Raw genomic sequence first — 16030 nt, forward strand, 5'->3', positions numbered from 1 at the left:
GAGCAGCGGCAAATGGCAGAGATTAACCTACAGCGTGTGTATGACTTTACCGGCCCGGCGCCGGAGAACTGCTATCTGATTGATCGACTGTGGCCGCGAGGCATCAGCAAGGAACGGCTACAGGGCGTACAGTGGCTAAAGCAGGTCGCGCCGGATAATGCACTGCGGCAGTGGTTTCATCAGCATATCGAGCAGTGGGAAGAGTTTGAAAGCCGCTACCGACGGCAACTGGCGGAAAATGAAGCCTGGCAGCCGCTGGTGGCGTTATTACGGCAAGGGCAACCCGTGACCTTGCTTTATGGCAGTAAAGACACACAGCACAACCAGGGCGTCGTGCTGCGCGACTTTCTGTTGGCGCAGTTAGCGAATTAACGCTCGCGGCGATAGCTGCCGTCAGCCTGGCGGCGGAATAGCACCTGGCTGTTATCTGCTGTAGTGACCGACAGGGCGGTGATCACACCGTTGGTATCCCGTTCGATACGCACTTCCTGGCCGGCCTTCATATTGCTGAGTGGCTTGTCGTTGCCTTCCACCTGCGCCATGGCGAACACTTCGTTCACTGGCAGGCTATTGTCGCGGAACAGCTGTGCCAGCGTCTGGCCCGGCTGGATCTGGTAGCGTTGCCAGTTACCCGCCGGTTCCGCCTCAGGGGCGTGCTGTTGCTGAGCGTCATTTTGCAAATCGGCCCGCAATGGGACGCTGTTATCCTGCTGAGTGACCGGGAAGGGCTGCCCGCTGTTTTGCGAAGAATATGGCCACAGCAGCGCCAGCAGCAGGATGATGCCGAAAATCAGGGTCCAGCGGCGGTGAAAATAGGGTAATGGCTCCATCCAACCAAAACCGTCCGGCAGATGCCAGATCTTCAGCAGTAACGCTTTGATATTCTGTCCCTTACCCTTTTCCGGTGGTTGTTCTGAATCCGGATCTTCTACCGCCTCTGGCGCGGAGCCTGGTTTCAGGCGCTGGCTGAAGTTCAGCCAGGTGCGCAGCAATGGCTGGTAGACACGGGTGGTTTTCCTTCTCCTGGGCGAGATTCTGCCCATGGTGACCTCTCTTCAACGGCGTAAAATATCAGAGTACAAAAGGCTGTACCGACGGCCCGATGCCCTGCTTCCAGTATAGCCCGCTAACTGATTGAAGTGAAAGGCAGCAGCAAACTCATGTCTGTTGCGGCAGGCGACTCGCCTGGGATCGCGTAAGCGGGCGTTAACAGAAGGTTATTGTTTCTTTTTCTACGACAAAAGTCATCATTCTCCACACAAGATTTTACCCGGCTTTGCGGCGCTGTTATGCTGCGCTTTCGACTTTTTACAGACTAAAGGAAAACCCCATGACAACCCCTTCTTTTGACAGCGTTGAAGCGCAAGCGAGTTACGGGATTGGTTTACAGGTCGGCCAGCAGTTGCAAGAGTCCGGTCTGGAAGGTTTACAACCGGAAGCTTTGCTGGCAGGTTTGCGTGACGCGCTGGAAGGGAATGCTCCGGCGGTTCCGGTAGACGTGGTTCACCGTGCCCTGCGTGAAATCCACGAACGTGCGGATGCCGTGCGTCGTGATCGTCAGCAGGCAATGGCCGTTGAAGGTCAGAAGTTCCTGGAAGATAACGCCAAGCGTGACGAAGTGACGCTGACCGAATCCGGTCTGCAGTTCTCCGTGCTGGAGCAGGGCAATGGCCCAATCCCGTCCCGTCAGGATCGCGTGCGTGTGCATTACACCGGTCGTCTGATTAACGGTGACGTGTTCGACAGCTCTGTAGAGCGTGGTCAACCGGCTGAGTTCCCGGTTAGCGGCGTGATCCCAGGCTGGATCGAAGCACTGACCCTGATGCCGGTTGGTTCAAAATGGCAGTTGTATATCCCACACGACCTGGCCTACGGCGAGCGTGGTGCAGGCGCATCCATCCCGCCATTCAGCGCGTTGGTGTTTGACGTAGAACTGCTGGAAATCCTGTAATCCTATAACAGGTTTCTCTGGGCGCCTTGGTGGCGCCCTTGTTTTATGCGCCGTTTAGCGCGCGGGGGAACAGCAGGTTATTCTCCAGATTGATGTGTTCCATCAGGTCATCGATGAACTCGTCTATACCGCCATACAGCGCCTGCCAGGTATTGCAGGCTCCTTCCGGTGGCGTCACGTTATTGGTGAGGAATTTCACCACTTCTAACTGCTCGCCCGCTTCGTCATGTTCATGTTCCATTACCGAGATCGGCCCAGCCGCCTGGCGTCCCATACCCTGTCTGAGCATCGGGAACAGGATCTGTTCTTCTTTCATCATATGATTTTCCAGATCCAGCCGGATCAGGTTCAGCTGTTTAGCCAGACCGCGTGGACAGGTGGGCTTGTCTGCGTGAACCCGTTCGACTTTTTCCGCCATCAGTACCAACTCGGCCAGTTGTTCGCGGTGCCGCTGGTGGAAGCGTGGCAGGATATAGTCAATCACGTCGCCGAGGGGGGCCGTGCGCCAATCATGGCTTGGTTCCGGTTCGGCGGCGAGGGTAGCCAGCTGGTTTTCCAACTGCTCGATATCCAGCCCTTTACGCTCGGCGGCGCGTTGCAGCGTTTGTTTACCGCCACAGCAGAAATCCAAATCGTTCAGGCGGAACAGGCGTGATGCCCGGGGAATGGCGATGGCGAGAGCGCCAAGGGATTGGTTACGGTAATCCATGGGAGTGCCTCTTTAAATGAAAGAATTTATAACATGTATTATAAATGCAATTTAAAGGTCGCACCAGAGAGTAAAAGGGGTAGATGGCCAAGGAAAGGTAGATTCCCTCGGCCTACTGCTTATTTATTTACGGCTCAAATCAATCTGATAAACCGCAAAACCTACGCTGTCTGTCCCTTCGGCTTTCATCGGGTATTGGGCGTGCGCTTTGATAAACGCAGTGGCTTTGTCACTCGGTGAAGTTTCGAAGCGGATATCCAGTGGCTGCGGGCTACTGAACGTCGCCAGGCGCCAGTTATTATCCACCTGTGGCCGTACCGCGCCGTGCCGTTGGGTTTCAGCGCTGATATAAGCCGCCAGTACCGAACGGTTCTCATCCGGTGAGGCGAAGGCGATGTGCTGATCGCCGGTCCCCGCAAACTTGCCGCCGTAGGCGCGGTAGTTATTGGTGGCAACCAGGAAGGTGGCTTTCGGGTCGATCGGCTTGCCTTTGAACGTCAGATCCTTAATGCGCTCTGCCCTGTCGTTGATCAACTGGCATTCGCCGTCGTAACGCGCCGGCTGGCTGACGTCGACCTGATAATTAACCCCGTCAATCACATCGAAGTTATAGGTGCGGAAACCGTCCCAGTTGATCAGGCCCTGGGGCTTGCTGCTGTTAACGTCGATCTGGTTGAACTGCCCGGCGGAACACTCCAGCCATTCTTTCACCTCTTTGCCACTGGCCTTCACCACCACCAGCGTATTGGGGTAAAGGTAGAGATCGGACGCGTTACGGAAGGTGAGCTGACCTTTTTCCACTTCAACAAAGCTGGCCGGATCGTTCTTGCGCCCGCCCACCTTGAACGGTGCCGCGGCTGACAGCACCGGCAGATCGGCCAAATCCGGATCGCCCTGAATATAGTGCTCGACGTAGGCTTTCTGCGCGTTATTCACGATTTGCACTGTCGGGTCATCTTGTACCAGCGCCAGATAGCTGTACATGTTGTCGTCAGCCTTGCCGACTGGCTTACTGACGAAGTCCCGCGTGCCTTTATGATCTTCCGCCAACACTTTCACCAGTTTGGCGTCTTCCGCTGCCAGCGATTTTTTGTTCTCTTTGTCGTAAATCGGCCGTGCTTGCGCCTTGGCTGCCGTGACTTTCCAGGTGCCGCTGTCGTTATTCAATTGCAGATCGACCACGCCGAGATGATCGCCCCACTGGCCCGGCATCACCGCCGGTATGCCATTCAGCGTACCCTGTGCGATGTCAGCCCCTTTGATATTGGCGAAATCCTTGCTTGGGAATACCGCGTGAGCATGGCCGAACATGATGGCATCGATGCCTGGCACCTGGCTGAGGTAGTACACCGAGTTTTCCGCCATGGCCTTATAGGGCTCGCTGGACAGGCCGGAGTGTGGGATTGCAACGACCAGATCGGCACCCTGTTTGCGCATTTCCGGCACGTAGCGTTTAGCCGTTTCGGTGATGTCGTTGACGGTGACCTTGCCCTGCAGATTGGCTTTATCCCACACCAGGATTTGCGGCGGTACAAAGCCGATATAACCGATGCGTAAACTATGTTCTTTGCCGTCACGGTCTTTTACCGGCGTATTGACGATAATGTAAGGAGTGAATAGCGGTTTCTGAGTTTTGGCGTCGATCACGTTGGCGTTGATGTACGGGAATTTGGCACCGGCAATGGCGTTTTTCAGGTAGTCGAGCCCGTAGTTGAACTCATGGTTACCGATATTACCGACCACATAGTTCAGGGTATTCATTGCCTTATACACCGGGTGTACATCACCGGGTTTCAGGCCCTTGGCCGCCATATAATCGCCGAGCGGGCTGCCCTGAATAATGTCGCCGTTGTCCACCAGTACCGTATTGGCGGCTTGCTGGCGGGCCTGTTCAATCAGGCTGGCGGTGCGAACCAGGCCGAATTTATCGGTCGGTTTATCCTTGTAGTAATCAAAGTCCATCATGTTGCTGTGCAGGTCAGTGGTTTCCAGCACGCGCAGATCGACCGTTGCCGCCTGTGCCGAGGCGCAAACCAGCACAGCGAGGGCAGACAACGTCAGCGGACGCTTCATCATTGTTGGCTTTCTCCATTCCATTTTTCGAGTTTTATCGCAGAGGGACATGTAATTAACATTGGTCGTCTCACCAAACTGTGAAGTGTGGCAGAAAATTAGCCGAGGGAGCGCAGGAAATGTCACAGTTGTGACGGCAAAGACTTGAACGATTACCGCAGGTTAAATCGTTGTGATGGATATTCCATGCAAAAAAAACTAGGCTGCTAGCAATGAGAAAGGGGAAATGACCCACGGAACTGCCTATCTGAGGTGAATGATGTTAGAGCAAATTTGCCAACTGTCCCGCGAGGCGGGCGCGGCAATCATGGCGGTGTATGACGGTGAACAACCGCTTGATGTCGCACAGAAAAAAGATGACTCCCCGGTGACTGCGGCCGATCTGGCAGCGCACCACATAATCAAACGTGGCCTGGCGGCACTAACGCCGGAAATCCCCTTGCTGTCGGAGGAAGATCCACCGGCCTGGGAAGAACGGCAGAATTGGACGCGCTACTGGCTGGTCGATCCGCTGGACGGCACCAAGGAATTCCTTAATCGTAACGGCGAATTCACGGTAAATATCGCGCTGATAGAAGGCGGTGAGGCGGTGATGGGCGTGGTGTATGCCCCGGCGATCGACGTGCTGTATCTGGCCGAGCGCGGTAAAGCCTGGAAAGAAGAAAAGGGCCAGCGTCAGGTGATTGGCGTCAGTAATGCCAATCCGCCGCTGGTGGTGGTGAGCCGTTCGCACAGTGACGAAGAACTGAAGGATTACCTGAAACAGTTGGGGGAGCATCAGACCATTTCTGTCGGCTCCTCACTGAAGTTCTGTCTGGTGGCAGAGGGCAAAGCGCAGCTCTATCCGCGTTTTGGGCCCACCAATATCTGGGATACCGCTGCCGGTCACGCAGTCGCGGTGGCCGCCGGGGCGCAGATCCACGACTGGCAGGGCAGACCGCTGCTCTATACACCGCGTGAATCTTTTCTCAACCCCGGCTTCCGGGTCTCGCTGTTCTAAATCAGTTCGCCAGGAGCTGGTGCAGTTGGGTCATTACCTGCTGCACCTCTTCCGGCGTCAGCGCGCCGTCTTTGGCGAACTGGATCCTGCCTTGCTTATCCAGCACCACAATGGCTGAACCCTTCGGCTGCAGATCCCAGGCTTTACGCACGTTACCGTTGCTGTCGACCACAAACTGCGACCAGGGGAACTCTTTCTTGCTGTCTTCAATGCTGCTGCGGACAAACATCGCGGTGCCGAGCAGGGCATCGTCGGTGTTCACGATTGTCGTCGTTTGGTAACGATCGTGCGGTAGCTTGGCTTTCTTAATCGCTTCTATCAGTGGGTCGTTCATGTCTTTGGCGGAACTGCGCCCGGCAATATGCTGGATGACTCGCACTTTTCCACTGAGCTGCGCGCTATTCCAGTTTTGATAGCTAAACTTATCATTAGCGTAGTTCAACTCCCCCTTGTCGCTGACACCAATTGGCGCGACGCGTTGCTGGAGCTGGAAGTTGTGCGCAGAGGCCAAAAGGGGTGCAAACAGCAGGGATACAATGAGCATGTGACTTTTTTTCATGCCTTCTCCTTGAAGGGGAAACGGTGCCGACAGCACCCGACAGCCTAAAGCATAGGTGGTGATCGGAGGTCTGTCCTGTTAGCCGGATCTCAGTTTTTCCTTCTGGGGAGTAATACCTGGATTTTGAAGGGATATACTGAAAAAATTATATATAATCATATACAATTCTGTCAAAAAGTGTAAATCCAGTGAAGATCACCAGGCGGAAATGAACGATATGGTCTTTACTAGGTCTACTACATGGCAATCAAGTTGCGTTCTTACTTTAGAGGCTGCCACCTTGGCGGCTCGCTGAGCGCATGGACCAAACGGAGGAGAGTAATAGAATGAGAATCTTCCAGCGTTATAATCCGTTGAAAGTGGCGAAGTACGTAAAGACCCTGTTTCGTGGCCGGCTGTATATCAAAGATGTAGGCGCGTTCGAATTCGACGAAGGGAAAATCCTGTTACCGAAAATTCGTGACCGGCGCCACTTCAGCGTGATGTCAGAGGTCAATCGTCAGGTGTTGTTATTGCAGACTGAGATGGGTTGATAGACTACCCGTCGGCTTTCAAGCTGCAGCGTTGTTACCTGCAAAAGCTAAAATAATTGCGGCCCCGATGGGGCCGCTGACGTTTTTATCGCTTGGGATCAGGCGGCGGGGTTTTCTTCCGGTGCCTTCGGCAGTACCGATGCCGGCTTGTCGCTCAACCGGGTCACCAACAGCTGGTCAATCTTGTAGCTGTCGATGTCGACTACTTCAAACTTGTAGCCGGCATATTTCACGAAGTCGGTACGTTTCGGGATCTTGCGCAGCATGTACATCATAAAGCCGCCGATGGTTTCGTAGTTGCCCGCCTGCGGGAACTCATCAATGTGCAGAACACGCATCACATCGTCGATCGGCGTACCGCCCTCAATCAGCCATGAGCTCTCATCACGCGCCACGATCTGCTCTTCCTGGCCTTGGCCCACCAGATCGCCCATCAGTGTGGTCATCACGTCATTCAGTGTGATGATACCCACGACCAACGCATATTCATTGAGAATAACCGCAAAGTCTTCACCGGCGGTTTTAAAGCTTTCCAGCGCTTCGGACAGCGTCAGGGTATCCGGCACGATCAGCGCCGAACGGATCTGCACGCCGCTGCTCAGTACCAGGCTCTGATTGCCCAGCACGCGGTTCAGCAGGTCTTTGGAGTCCACATAGCCGACTACCTGATCGATATTGCCGTCACACACCAGGAACTTGGAGTGCGGATGGGTCGAGACCTTTTGGATAATGCTTTCTTCGGTCTCACGCAGATCGAAGTAAACCACGCTTTCACGCGAGGTCATCGACGAAGGCACGGTACGTGATTCCAGTTCGAACACGTTTTCGATCAGCTCATGCTCCTGCTTGCGCAGCACGCCCGCCAGAGCCCCGGCTTCCACCACCGCATAGATGTCGTCAGAGGTGATGTCGTCCTTACGCACCATCGGCAGTTTGAACAGGCGGAAGATCAGGTTTGCCATGCCGTTGAAGAACCACACCAGCGGCCGGAAAATCATGATCGAGAAACGCATCGGGTTGATGATCCGGACGGCAAACGTCTCTGGTGCAATCATACCGATGCGCTTCGGGGTCAAATCTGCGAACAGGATAAACAGGCTGGTCACCAGCACGAACGAACAGATGAAGCTGGCCTGCTCTGCCAGTTCAGGCGACAGGAAACGGTCGAAAATCGGTTGGAAAGTGGGGGAAAAGGCTGCATCGCCAACGATACCGCCGAGAATTGCCACGGCGTTCAGGCCAATCTGTACCACGGTAAAATACAACCCCGGGGTTTCCTGCAGTTTGAGGACTTTGGCGGCATTGACGTTACCTTCGTCAGCCATCAGTTTCAGTTTAATCTTGCGTGACGCGGCCAGAGAAATTTCCGACAGTGAGAAAAACGCACTCACTGCGATCAGAAAAAGAATCAGTAAAATACTGTTTAACATAATCTATCCATACGTACCGACGGGATGACGGCGCTCTTGAGGAAGGGTAGTACATTGTAAAAAAAGTAGCGATAACAACCAGAAAGAAGGTTATCGGGCCGCAGAGGCGGCCCGCACAGTATAGCAGCAGCGCTACAGGGGCCGCCAGCGGTTAAAAAATTACCGTCAATCGGTGTTTTAGCCCTGTGGTGGCAAACAAACACCGATACCGCCCAGGCCACAGTACCCTTCCGGATTTTTGAACAGATACTGCTGGTGGTCGTCTTCGGCATAGTAGAACGGCAGTGCCGGAGCCACTTCGGTGGTGATGGCGCGTTTATCGCCGGCCTCGTTCATCGCCTGCTGGAAACGCTGCAGGCTGTTTTCCGCTTCGGCCTGCTGTTCTGGTGACAGCGTATAAATCGCTGAGCGGTACTGGGTGCCGACGTCACCGCCCTGACGCATACCCTGCGCCGGGTCGTGGTTTTCCCAGAACACTTGCAGCAACTGTTTATAGCTGATGATTTTCGGGTCGAATACCACGCGTACCACTTCGGTATGGCCGGTCTGGCCGCTGCACACTTCGCGGTAGGTTGGGTTTGGCGTATAGCCACCGCTGTAGCCTGCTGCGGTGCTGTAGATACCCTGCTGCTGCCAGAACAGACGTTCGACACCCCAGAAACAGCCCATGGCGAAGATCGCCACCGCCATGCCGTCCGGCACTTGAGTCATTGAATGATCGGTGACCACGTTGAGTGCGGCAACCGGCATGGGAGTGGTGCGGCCAGGCAGTGAGTTTGCCTTGTCGACGGTGTGTGTTTTATCAAAGAATGGCACCACGATTGACTCCTGTTGTTACAGTAAGAATTGGCCTAAGAGGCGGCAGTTAAGTTGTATCTAGCCGCAACTTTGCTCACAATAAGCTACATGTTGAGATTATGTATCAGCTTAACGCAGTATTTAGAGCGCCAAAAGAGAAGAATGCGTCTTACTGCAACAGTAAAACCGTAACATGCAGCGTCTGGAATCATGCTGAAAAGGGTTGCCGTCTTGATAGCGCGGAGTAGGCCCTGGCCCCAGAGCGAGTGTTATTACAGGAAAGTAAAATAAATTAAGGAGAACGCGTGCCACGATACCGTGCCCTGTGCTTTTTGTGTGCGCTGCTCGCCACGCCTGCGGCGTATTCGGCGAATGTGCGGCTGCAGGTTGAAGGACTCAGCGGGGAACTGGAAAAAAACGTCCGGGTGCGTCTGTCTTCCATCACGCCGGAAGAGGTCAGCACGGATGGCCGTTTTCGTGCTCGTGTGGATGAAGCCGTCCGTCAGGGCCTGCGAGCGCTCGGCTATTATGAGCCGACCATCGACTTTACGCTGGATGACCGTCCAGGGCTGGCTCGTCCGGTGCTGCACGCCAAGGTTAACCCGGGTGAGCCGGTGCGGATTGCCGGTGCCAATATCGCGCTGGAAGGCGGTGCGAAAACCGATGACGACTATCTGACGCTGGTCAAAAAAGGCAAGCCAACGATAGGCGAGATCCTCAATCACGGTAAATACGACAGTTTTAAAGGTTCGCTGACCGGCCTGGCATTGCGTAAAGGCTATTTCGATGCCGATATGACCAAGAGCCAGCTCGGCGTGGCGGAAGATCTGCATAAGGCCTATTGGGACATCGATTTCAACAGTGGGCAGCGTTACCGCTTCGGCCAGGTGAAGTTCACCGGCTCGCAAATTCGTGAAGACTATCTGCAAAATCTGGTGCCCTTTCATCAGGGGGATTATTACAGTTCGGAAGATCTGGCCGAGCTGAATCGCCGTTTGTCCGCCACTAACTGGTTTAACTCGGTGGTGGTGTCCCCTGATTTCCAAGATGCCAAAGAGAACAAGATTTTGCCGTTAGATGCGTTGGTGTCACCGCGCACTCGCAACACCATCGAAACCGGGGTGGGCTATTCCACCGACGTGGGTCCCCGGATCAAAGGCACCTGGAAAAAGCCGTGGCTCAATGACCGCGGCCACAGTCTGGAAACCAGCGCCAGCATTTCGGCCCCGGAACAGCAGCTTGATTTGACCTATAAAATCCCGTTATTGAAGAACCCGCTGGAGCAGTACTACCTGTTGCAGGGCGGCTTCAAGAACGTCGATCTCAACGATACCAAGTCCGTCACCTCAAAAGCGGTGGTTTCCCGTAACTGGGATCTCTCCAGCGGCTGGCAACGGGCGTTGAACCTGACCTGGCGTCTTGACCACTTTACTCAGGGTAACGTCACCAACACCACCATGCTGCTGTACCCGGGCGTCAGCGTTAACCGTACCCGCTCGCGCGGCGGTTTGATGCCAACCTGGGGTGACAGCCAGCGTTATTCTATCGATGTGTCCGACAGCACCTGGGGCTCCGACGTGGACTTTGCGCTGATGCAGGCGCAGAACGTCTGGATCCGTACGCTGGCCGACAAGCACCGTTTTGTCGCGCGTGGGCAGGTGGGCTGGATCGAAACCAACGACTTTGAAAGGGTACCGCCGGATCTGCGATTCTTCGCCGGTGGTGACCGCAGTATCCGTGGCTATAAGTACAAGGGCATTTCACCCCGTGATGATGACGGCAAGCTGACCGGCGCCTCCAAAATGCTGACCGGCTCGCTGGAGTATCAATACAACGTGACCGGCAAATGGTGGGGCGCGGTGTTTGTCGATTCCGGCGAGGCGGTGAACGATATCAAGCAGAGCGACTTTAAGACCGGTGCCGGCTTCGGCGTGCGCTGGCAGTCACCGGTTGGTCCGGTGAAGCTGGATATCGCGGCTCCGGTTGGGGATAAAGACACCCACGGGGTGCAGTTCTATATTGGCTTGGGGCCTGAATTATGAGCCTGATAAAAAAGATTTGTCTCGGATTTCTGATTGTCCTGCTGTTGCTGATCGGCGGCGTTGCATACCTGCTCGGGACCACCAGTGGTCTGCATTTGGTTATCAACAGTGCGGCGCGCTGGGTGCCGGGGCTGGATATTGCCAGCGTCACTGGCGGCTGGCGTGACCTGACGCTGAAAGGTGTGAAATACCAGATGCCGGGCGTGACGGTGAATGCCGGACAGTTCCATCTGTCGCTCGATCTGGCCTGTTTTAAAAACAGTTCGCTGTGTGTCAATGCTTTGACCGCACAGGACGTGGACGTGGTGGTGAAAACCAAAGAAATGACGCCGTCCGCGCCGGTGACAGAAGCCAGCGAGCCAACTACCAACCTGAGTACGCCATATCCGATTACCCTGCGAATGCTGGCGTTGAACAACGTCAAAGTCAGCGTAGACGATACGGCAATTTCCCTTGGCGAATTCCGCACGGGGGCGCAGTGGCAGGAACGTGCGCTGACCCTGCTGCCAACCAAAATCAGCGGCTTGCTGATTGCCCTGCCAAAAACCCCACAGAACCCGTTACCGGAGGCAGTACAGCCGGTGGTCGAGGTGGCGAAAAAGGTAGAGGAAAAAGCCAGTCAGGGCGTGAAGCCGGCACCACAGCCGGAAGAGAAGCCGCTGGGTGAAACGCTGAAAGCCCTGTTTGCCAAGCCACTGCTGCCGGATTTACCGGACATTCGCCTGCCGCTGGATATCACCGTCAAGGAGATCAGCGGTGAACAACTGCGGTTGACCGGTGACACCGACGTGCTGATCACCAGCCTGTTGTTGCAGGCCAGTACTCTGGATCAGCATATCAAGCTGGACAATTTCGATGTCAAATCCCCGCAAGGCACGTTGTCGGCACAGGGACAGGCCACGCTGACGGGCACCTGGCCGGTGGAGATGGTGGCGAATAGCACGCTGAACATCGATCCGCTCAAGGGTGAAAAGGTCAAACTGAACATCGGCGGTGGGTTGCGTGAAGAACTTAAGGTGGCGCTAAACCTGTCCGGTCCGGTCGGCGCGCAGCTTGACCTGCAAACCCAACTGGCCGAAGTCGGTTTACCGCTGGCGCTGACGCTGCAAAGTAAACAGCTGAAATGGCCGCTGAGCGGCGAATCGCAGTACCAGATCAACGATTTCCGCCTGCGCTTTAACGGCAAGGCAACAGACTATGCGTTGTCGACCCGCGCCAATATCAAAGGTCAGGACTTGCCACCGGCGGTATTGACGCTGGACGGCAAAGGCAACGTTGAACAGTTCAAACTGGATCGCCTGCGCTTGGCAGCCTTGCAGGGCAATACCGATCTGACCGCGCTGGTGGACTGGAGCAAGGCCATCAGTTGGAATTCACAACTGACGCTGAGCGGCATCAATACCGCCAAACAGTGGCCGGAATGGCCGGCGAAGCTGGATGGCAAGATCACCACCCGCGGCAGTCTGCACGGCGGCAGTTGGCAATTACAGGTGCCGGTGCTGCAGCTCGACGGTAACGTGAAGCAAAACAAGGTCACCGCGCGCGGTACGCTCAGTGGCAATGCTGCCGGCCAGTGGAAAATCCCGGGTATCGATCTGACCCTGGGACGCAACCAACTGAACGTGAAAGGCCAACTGGACGAGAAGAGTTGGAACCTGGATGCGAACATCGATGCACCGCGTCTGGACGGGGCACTGCCAGGATTGGGGGGCACGGCGAAAGGCTTGCTGAAACTGCGCGGTAACCTGCAGGCGCCTCAGTTGCTGGCTGACCTGACCGCTTCCGGTCTGCAGTGGCAGGCGCTGCATATCAATCGGGTGAAAATTGACGGTGACGTACGCTCCAGCGACCAGATCCAGGGTCAACTGGCGGTACGCGTCGAACAACTGAAACAGGATGCGTTGGACATCAGTCTGTTGACGCTGGATGCCAAAGGCAGTGAGAAGCAGCATCAGCTGCAACTGAAAATTGACGGCAAGCCGGTCTCCGGCCAGTTGGCGCTGCAGGGCAGTTTTGATCGCCAACAGCAACGCTGGCGTGGCAACCTGAACAATACTCGCTTCGATACCCCGGTGGGGGAATGGCGGTTAACCCGCGCCATTGCGCTTGATTACCTGAATACCGCACAGAAAATCAGCATTGGGCCACACTGCTGGCAGAACCCGAATGCTGAACTGTGCGTACCGAAAACCATTGAGGCCGGCCAAAGCGGCCAGGCCAGCGTGGTGCTGAACCGCTTTGATCTGGCGATGATTAAACCTTTCCTCGGTCCGGAAACGGCGCTGAGTGGCGTGTTCACCGGACGGGCGGACGTGAGCTGGAAACCGGGTGGTGCGCTGCCGGAGGCAAAAGTCTCGCTGGTGGGCAACGGGGTGAAGGTGGTACAGCAGGTGCAGGGTAATGCGCTGCCGATTGCCTTTGACAAGCTGAATCTTAATGCCGGCCTCGCCAATGGTCGGGCGCAAGCCGACTGGTTGATCAAGTTGACGAATAATGGTCAGTTTGACGGTAACGTACAGGTTGTCGATCCACAGGTGCGTCGCAATATCAGCGGTAACGTCAACATCACCAATATTTCCCTGGCGATGATTAATCCGGCGCTGATGCAGGGGGAGAAAGCCGCGGGCATGCTGAATGCCAACCTGCGTCTGGGCGGTAACGCGCAGAAACCTTTGGTATATGGTCGTATGGCATTGGACAAGGTCGATATCGACGGTCACTGGATGCCGTTTGACATGACCGAAGGTCGTCTGGCGATGAACTTTGACGGTATGACCTCGACGCTGGAAGGTCTGGTCAGCACCACCCACGGTCAGCTTAATCTGTCCGGCGATGCGGACTGGCGCGACATCAACGCCTGGCGTGCGCGTATCGCTGCCAAGGGCGATAAATTGCGGGTGACGGTGCCGCCGATGATCCGAATCGATGTTTCACCGGATCTGATATTCGAAGCGACGCCGCAGTTGTTCTCACTCAATGGCTCTGTCGATATTCCGTGGGCACGTATTACAGTACAAGAGCTGCCGGAAAGTGCGGTGGGCGTCTCTTCCGATGAAGTGATGCTGGATGACCAACTTAAACCGATACAGCCAAAAACGGCGGGGATCCCGATCAACAGCAACCTGATGATCCACGTTGGCAACGATGTGCGATTGGATGCCTTTGGTCTGAAGGCCCGGTTGAAGGGCGATCTGAAAGTGGTGCAGGATAAGAATGGCCTGGGCTTGAACGGCCAGATTGACATCCCTTCCGGTCGCTTCCATGCTTATGGTCAGGATTTGATCGTTCGCAAGGGCCAGTTGATGTTCTCTGGGCCGCCGGATCAGCCGTTGCTGAATCTTGAGGCGATCCGTAATCCGGATTCTACCGAAGACGACGTCACCGCAGGGGTGCGGGTCACCGGGTTGGCGGATGCACCGAAGCTGGAAGTGTTCTCGGATCCGGCCAAATCCCAGCAGGAAGCGCTGTCTTATCTGCTGCGTGGGCAGGGATTGGGCAGTTCCGGCGCAGATGGCAACGCAATGACCTCAATGTTAATTGGGATGGGGGTTGCACAAAGTGGTCAACTTGTGGGTAAAATCGGCGAGGCGTTTGGCGTAAGTAATTTGGCCCTGGATACTCAGGGGGTTGGCGACAGTTCCCAGGTTGTCGTGAGTGGTTATGTTCTCCCAGGCTTACAAGTAAAATATGGGGTGGGCATTTTCGACTCGCTGGCCACGCTGACGTTGCGTTACCGCCTGATGCCTAAATTGTATCTTGAAGCGGTGTCTGGTCTCGACCAGGCATTAGATTTGCTCTATCAGTTTGAGTTTTAGCGATGCGAATAATTGTCTACGGCAGTTTACGACGCAAACAGGGAAACAGCCATTGGATGACCAACGCCCAATGGCTCGGCGAGCATGAGCTCGAAGGCTATCAGATTTATAATCTGGGCCATTACCCGGCGGCGATCCCTGGAGAGGGCACGGTACATTGTGAGGTGTACCGCATCAACTCATCGATTTTGGCTGAGCTGGACGAACTGAAAAGCAACACCAAGGACTATAAGCGCGAGCTGATTCAGACGCCTTATGGGAGTGCGTGGATCTACCTGTATAAACACAGCGTGGACGGTTACCCGCGGATTAATAGCGGTGACTGGCTGAAGCGTCTCGACGAAAAGTAAAAAAAAACACCGCTCACTGAGCGGTGTTTTTTTATCGGACGGCGGCTAAGAATTACTTCTTGGCAGCACGTTCGAAAGAAGCAATGATTTCAGCTTTAGCCGCGGCAGCGTCTGCCCAGCCTTCCACTTTCACCCATTTGCCTTTCTCCAGATCTTTGTAGTGCTCGAAGAAATGAGAGATCTGTGCTTTCAGCAGTTCCGGCAGGTCGTTCACATCTTTGATGTGATCGTACTCTTTGCTCAGTTTGCTGTGCGGAACGGCAACCAGTTTCGCATCTTCACCGGCTTCGTCGGACATCTTCAAAACGCCAACCGGACGGCAGCGGATCACTGAGCCAGGCTGCAACGGGTATGGCGTTGGTACCAATACGTCAACCGGATCACCGTCCAGAGACAGGGTGTGGTTGATGTAGCCGTAGTTGCACGGATAGAACATCGCGGTGGACATGAAACGGTCAACGAACAGCGCGCCGGTGTCCTTGTCGATTTCATATTTGATCGGATCGGCATTGGCCGGGATTTCGATAACTACGTAGATGTCTTCTGGCAGGTCTTTGCCAGCAGGGACGTTAAGCAAGCTCATGTCGGTTTCCTTTAATCAAACCAGAAATGGAGTGGCGGCTATTATAGCGGACTCTTTTGCGATTTCCTGCCATTTTCATCACCCTCACCCCGGCAGACGGCCATCCACTGAATTTCCAGATTAATCCTCCAACGGCGTTAAGTTTTTCCCGCGGTTGCCGATAACTTCATCAAATAATAATGAGTCG

General features: G+C 55.1%; 14 protein-coding genes. 7 read left to right on the plus strand and 7 right to left on the minus strand.

Features of this window, described 5'->3' with window-relative positions; translation table 11 throughout:
- The first annotated feature begins 12 nt into the window (after window positions 1–12).
- Complete coding sequence (locus tag NHG65_RS01750; protein ID WP_099064475.1) at window positions 13–372, plus strand: DUF488 domain-containing protein; 360 nt, start codon at window positions 13–15, stop codon at window positions 370–372.
- Here NHG65_RS01750 and NHG65_RS01755 read toward each other — a convergent pair.
- A complete protein-coding gene (locus NHG65_RS01755; protein ID WP_207978112.1) occupies window positions 369–1043 on the minus strand; it encodes an OapA family protein in 675 nt (224 codons plus the stop codon). The genes NHG65_RS01750 and NHG65_RS01755 overlap by 4 nt on opposite strands.
- 287 nt (window positions 1044–1330) lie before the next feature.
- Here NHG65_RS01755 and bamJ point away from each other — a divergent pair, with 287 nt between their 5' ends.
- Window positions 1331–1951, plus strand: coding sequence for a BamJ family beta-barrel-assembly machinery protein (gene bamJ / locus NHG65_RS01760; protein ID WP_037423251.1), 621 nt, complete (start codon window positions 1331–1333; stop codon window positions 1949–1951).
- Window positions 1952–1994: 43 nt separating this feature from the next.
- Here bamJ and ytfE read toward each other — a convergent pair whose 3' ends face one another.
- Together ytfE and NHG65_RS01770 are read right to left on the minus strand one after the other, a co-directional pair.
- The gene (gene ytfE / locus NHG65_RS01765; RefSeq protein WP_499182874.1) at window positions 1995–2660 is read right to left on the minus strand and encodes an iron-sulfur cluster repair protein YtfE; all 666 of its coding nucleotides are present in this window, start codon (window positions 2658–2660) and stop codon (window positions 1995–1997) included.
- Between the two features lie 123 nt (window positions 2661–2783).
- A complete protein-coding gene (locus NHG65_RS01770) occupies window positions 2784–4736 on the minus strand; it encodes a bifunctional 2',3'-cyclic-nucleotide 2'-phosphodiesterase/3'-nucleotidase (protein WP_499182875.1) in 1953 nt (650 codons plus the stop codon).
- 256 nt (window positions 4737–4992) lie between these two features.
- On the opposite strand from NHG65_RS01770, the gene cysQ reads away from it, so the two are divergent.
- The gene (gene cysQ, locus NHG65_RS01775; protein ID WP_198404478.1) at window positions 4993–5733 is read left to right on the plus strand and encodes a 3'(2'),5'-bisphosphate nucleotidase CysQ; all 741 of its coding nucleotides are present in this window, start codon (window positions 4993–4995) and stop codon (window positions 5731–5733) included.
- A 1-nt stretch (window position 5734) separates the two neighbouring features.
- On the opposite strand, the gene NHG65_RS01780 is transcribed toward cysQ, so the two are convergent.
- Window positions 5735–6292: a YtfJ family protein gene (locus NHG65_RS01780; protein WP_099064480.1), complete on the minus strand. Its 558-nt coding sequence runs from the start codon at window positions 6290–6292 to the stop codon at window positions 5735–5737.
- A gap of 326 nt (window positions 6293–6618) precedes the next feature.
- Here NHG65_RS01780 and NHG65_RS01785 point away from each other — a divergent pair, with 326 nt between their 5' ends.
- Complete coding sequence (locus NHG65_RS01785; protein WP_012004917.1) at window positions 6619–6825, plus strand: DUF1107 domain-containing protein; 207 nt, start codon at window positions 6619–6621, stop codon at window positions 6823–6825.
- A gap of 98 nt (window positions 6826–6923) precedes the next feature.
- On the opposite strand, the gene paeA is transcribed toward NHG65_RS01785, so the two are convergent.
- Both paeA and msrA read right to left on the minus strand, forming a co-directional pair.
- Window positions 6924–8255, minus strand: coding sequence for a polyamine export protein PaeA (paeA, locus tag NHG65_RS01790; RefSeq protein WP_099064481.1), 1332 nt, complete (start codon window positions 8253–8255; stop codon window positions 6924–6926).
- Window positions 8256–8432: 177 nt separating this feature from the next.
- Window positions 8433–9074, minus strand: a complete 642-nt coding sequence (msrA, locus tag NHG65_RS01795) for a peptide-methionine (S)-S-oxide reductase MsrA (protein ID WP_390903419.1) — start codon at window positions 9072–9074, stop codon at window positions 8433–8435.
- A 284-nt stretch (window positions 9075–9358) separates the two neighbouring features.
- Here msrA and tamA point away from each other — a divergent pair, with 284 nt between their 5' ends.
- From tamA to NHG65_RS01810, 3 genes are read left to right on the plus strand one after another with little or no spacing between them, the layout of a single operon-like run.
- A complete protein-coding gene (gene tamA, locus NHG65_RS01800) occupies window positions 9359–11095 on the plus strand; it encodes an autotransporter assembly complex protein TamA (RefSeq protein ID WP_099064482.1) in 1737 nt (578 codons plus the stop codon).
- On the plus strand, window positions 11092–14910 hold the full coding sequence (gene tamB / locus NHG65_RS01805) for an autotransporter assembly complex protein TamB (protein WP_499182876.1): 3819 nt from the start codon (window positions 11092–11094) through the stop codon (window positions 14908–14910). The genes tamA and tamB overlap by 4 nt, the downstream gene beginning before the upstream one ends.
- Window positions 14911–14912: 2 nt before the next feature.
- Window positions 14913–15260 carry a gamma-glutamylcyclotransferase family protein gene (locus NHG65_RS01810; protein ID WP_006317485.1) on the plus strand — a complete coding sequence of 116 codons (348 nt, stop codon included), beginning with the start codon at window positions 14913–14915 and terminating at the stop codon, window positions 15258–15260.
- A gap of 52 nt (window positions 15261–15312) precedes the next feature.
- On the opposite strand, the gene ppa is transcribed toward NHG65_RS01810, so the two are convergent.
- On the minus strand, window positions 15313–15843 hold the full coding sequence (gene ppa / locus NHG65_RS01815; RefSeq protein ID WP_085119444.1) for an inorganic diphosphatase: 531 nt from the start codon (window positions 15841–15843) through the stop codon (window positions 15313–15315).
- Window positions 15844–16030: the final 187 nt, after the last annotated feature.

The sequence above is a fragment of the Serratia myotis genome (genome assembly GCF_027474885.1).
Classification (GTDB): domain Bacteria; phylum Pseudomonadota; class Gammaproteobacteria; order Enterobacterales; family Enterobacteriaceae; genus Serratia; species Serratia proteamaculans.

Bases quoted from the DNA above. Each gene is read 5' to 3' on its own strand.
- bamJ (WP_037423251.1), top strand. From the start codon at position 1,331: ATGACAACCCCTTCTTTTGACAGCGTTGAAGCGCAAGCGAGTTACGGG.
- NHG65_RS01785 (WP_012004917.1), top strand. From the start codon at position 6,619: ATGAGAATCTTCCAGCGTTATAATCCGTTGAAAGTGGCGAAGTACGTA.
- ppa (WP_085119444.1), bottom strand. From the start codon at position 15,843: ATGAGCTTGCTTAACGTCCCTGCTGGCAAAGACCTGCCAGAAGACATC.
- NHG65_RS01755 (WP_207978112.1), bottom strand. From the start codon at position 1,043: ATGGGCAGAATCTCGCCCAGGAGAAGGAAAACCACCCGTGTCTACCAG.
- NHG65_RS01780 (WP_099064480.1), bottom strand. From the start codon at position 6,292: ATGAAAAAAAGTCACATGCTCATTGTATCCCTGCTGTTTGCACCCCTT.
- cysQ (WP_198404478.1), top strand. From the start codon at position 4,993: ATGTTAGAGCAAATTTGCCAACTGTCCCGCGAGGCGGGCGCGGCAATC.
- paeA (WP_099064481.1), bottom strand. From the start codon at position 8,255: ATGTTAAACAGTATTTTACTGATTCTTTTTCTGATCGCAGTGAGTGCG.
- NHG65_RS01750 (WP_099064475.1), top strand. From the start codon at position 13: ATGGCAGAGATTAACCTACAGCGTGTGTATGACTTTACCGGCCCGGCG.
- tamB (WP_499182876.1), top strand. From the start codon at position 11,092: ATGAGCCTGATAAAAAAGATTTGTCTCGGATTTCTGATTGTCCTGCTG.
- ytfE (WP_499182874.1), bottom strand. From the start codon at position 2,660: ATGGATTACCGTAACCAATCCCTTGGCGCTCTCGCCATCGCCATTCCC.
- NHG65_RS01770 (WP_499182875.1), bottom strand. From the start codon at position 4,736: ATGATGAAGCGTCCGCTGACGTTGTCTGCCCTCGCTGTGCTGGTTTGC.
- NHG65_RS01810 (WP_006317485.1), top strand. From the start codon at position 14,913: ATGCGAATAATTGTCTACGGCAGTTTACGACGCAAACAGGGAAACAGC.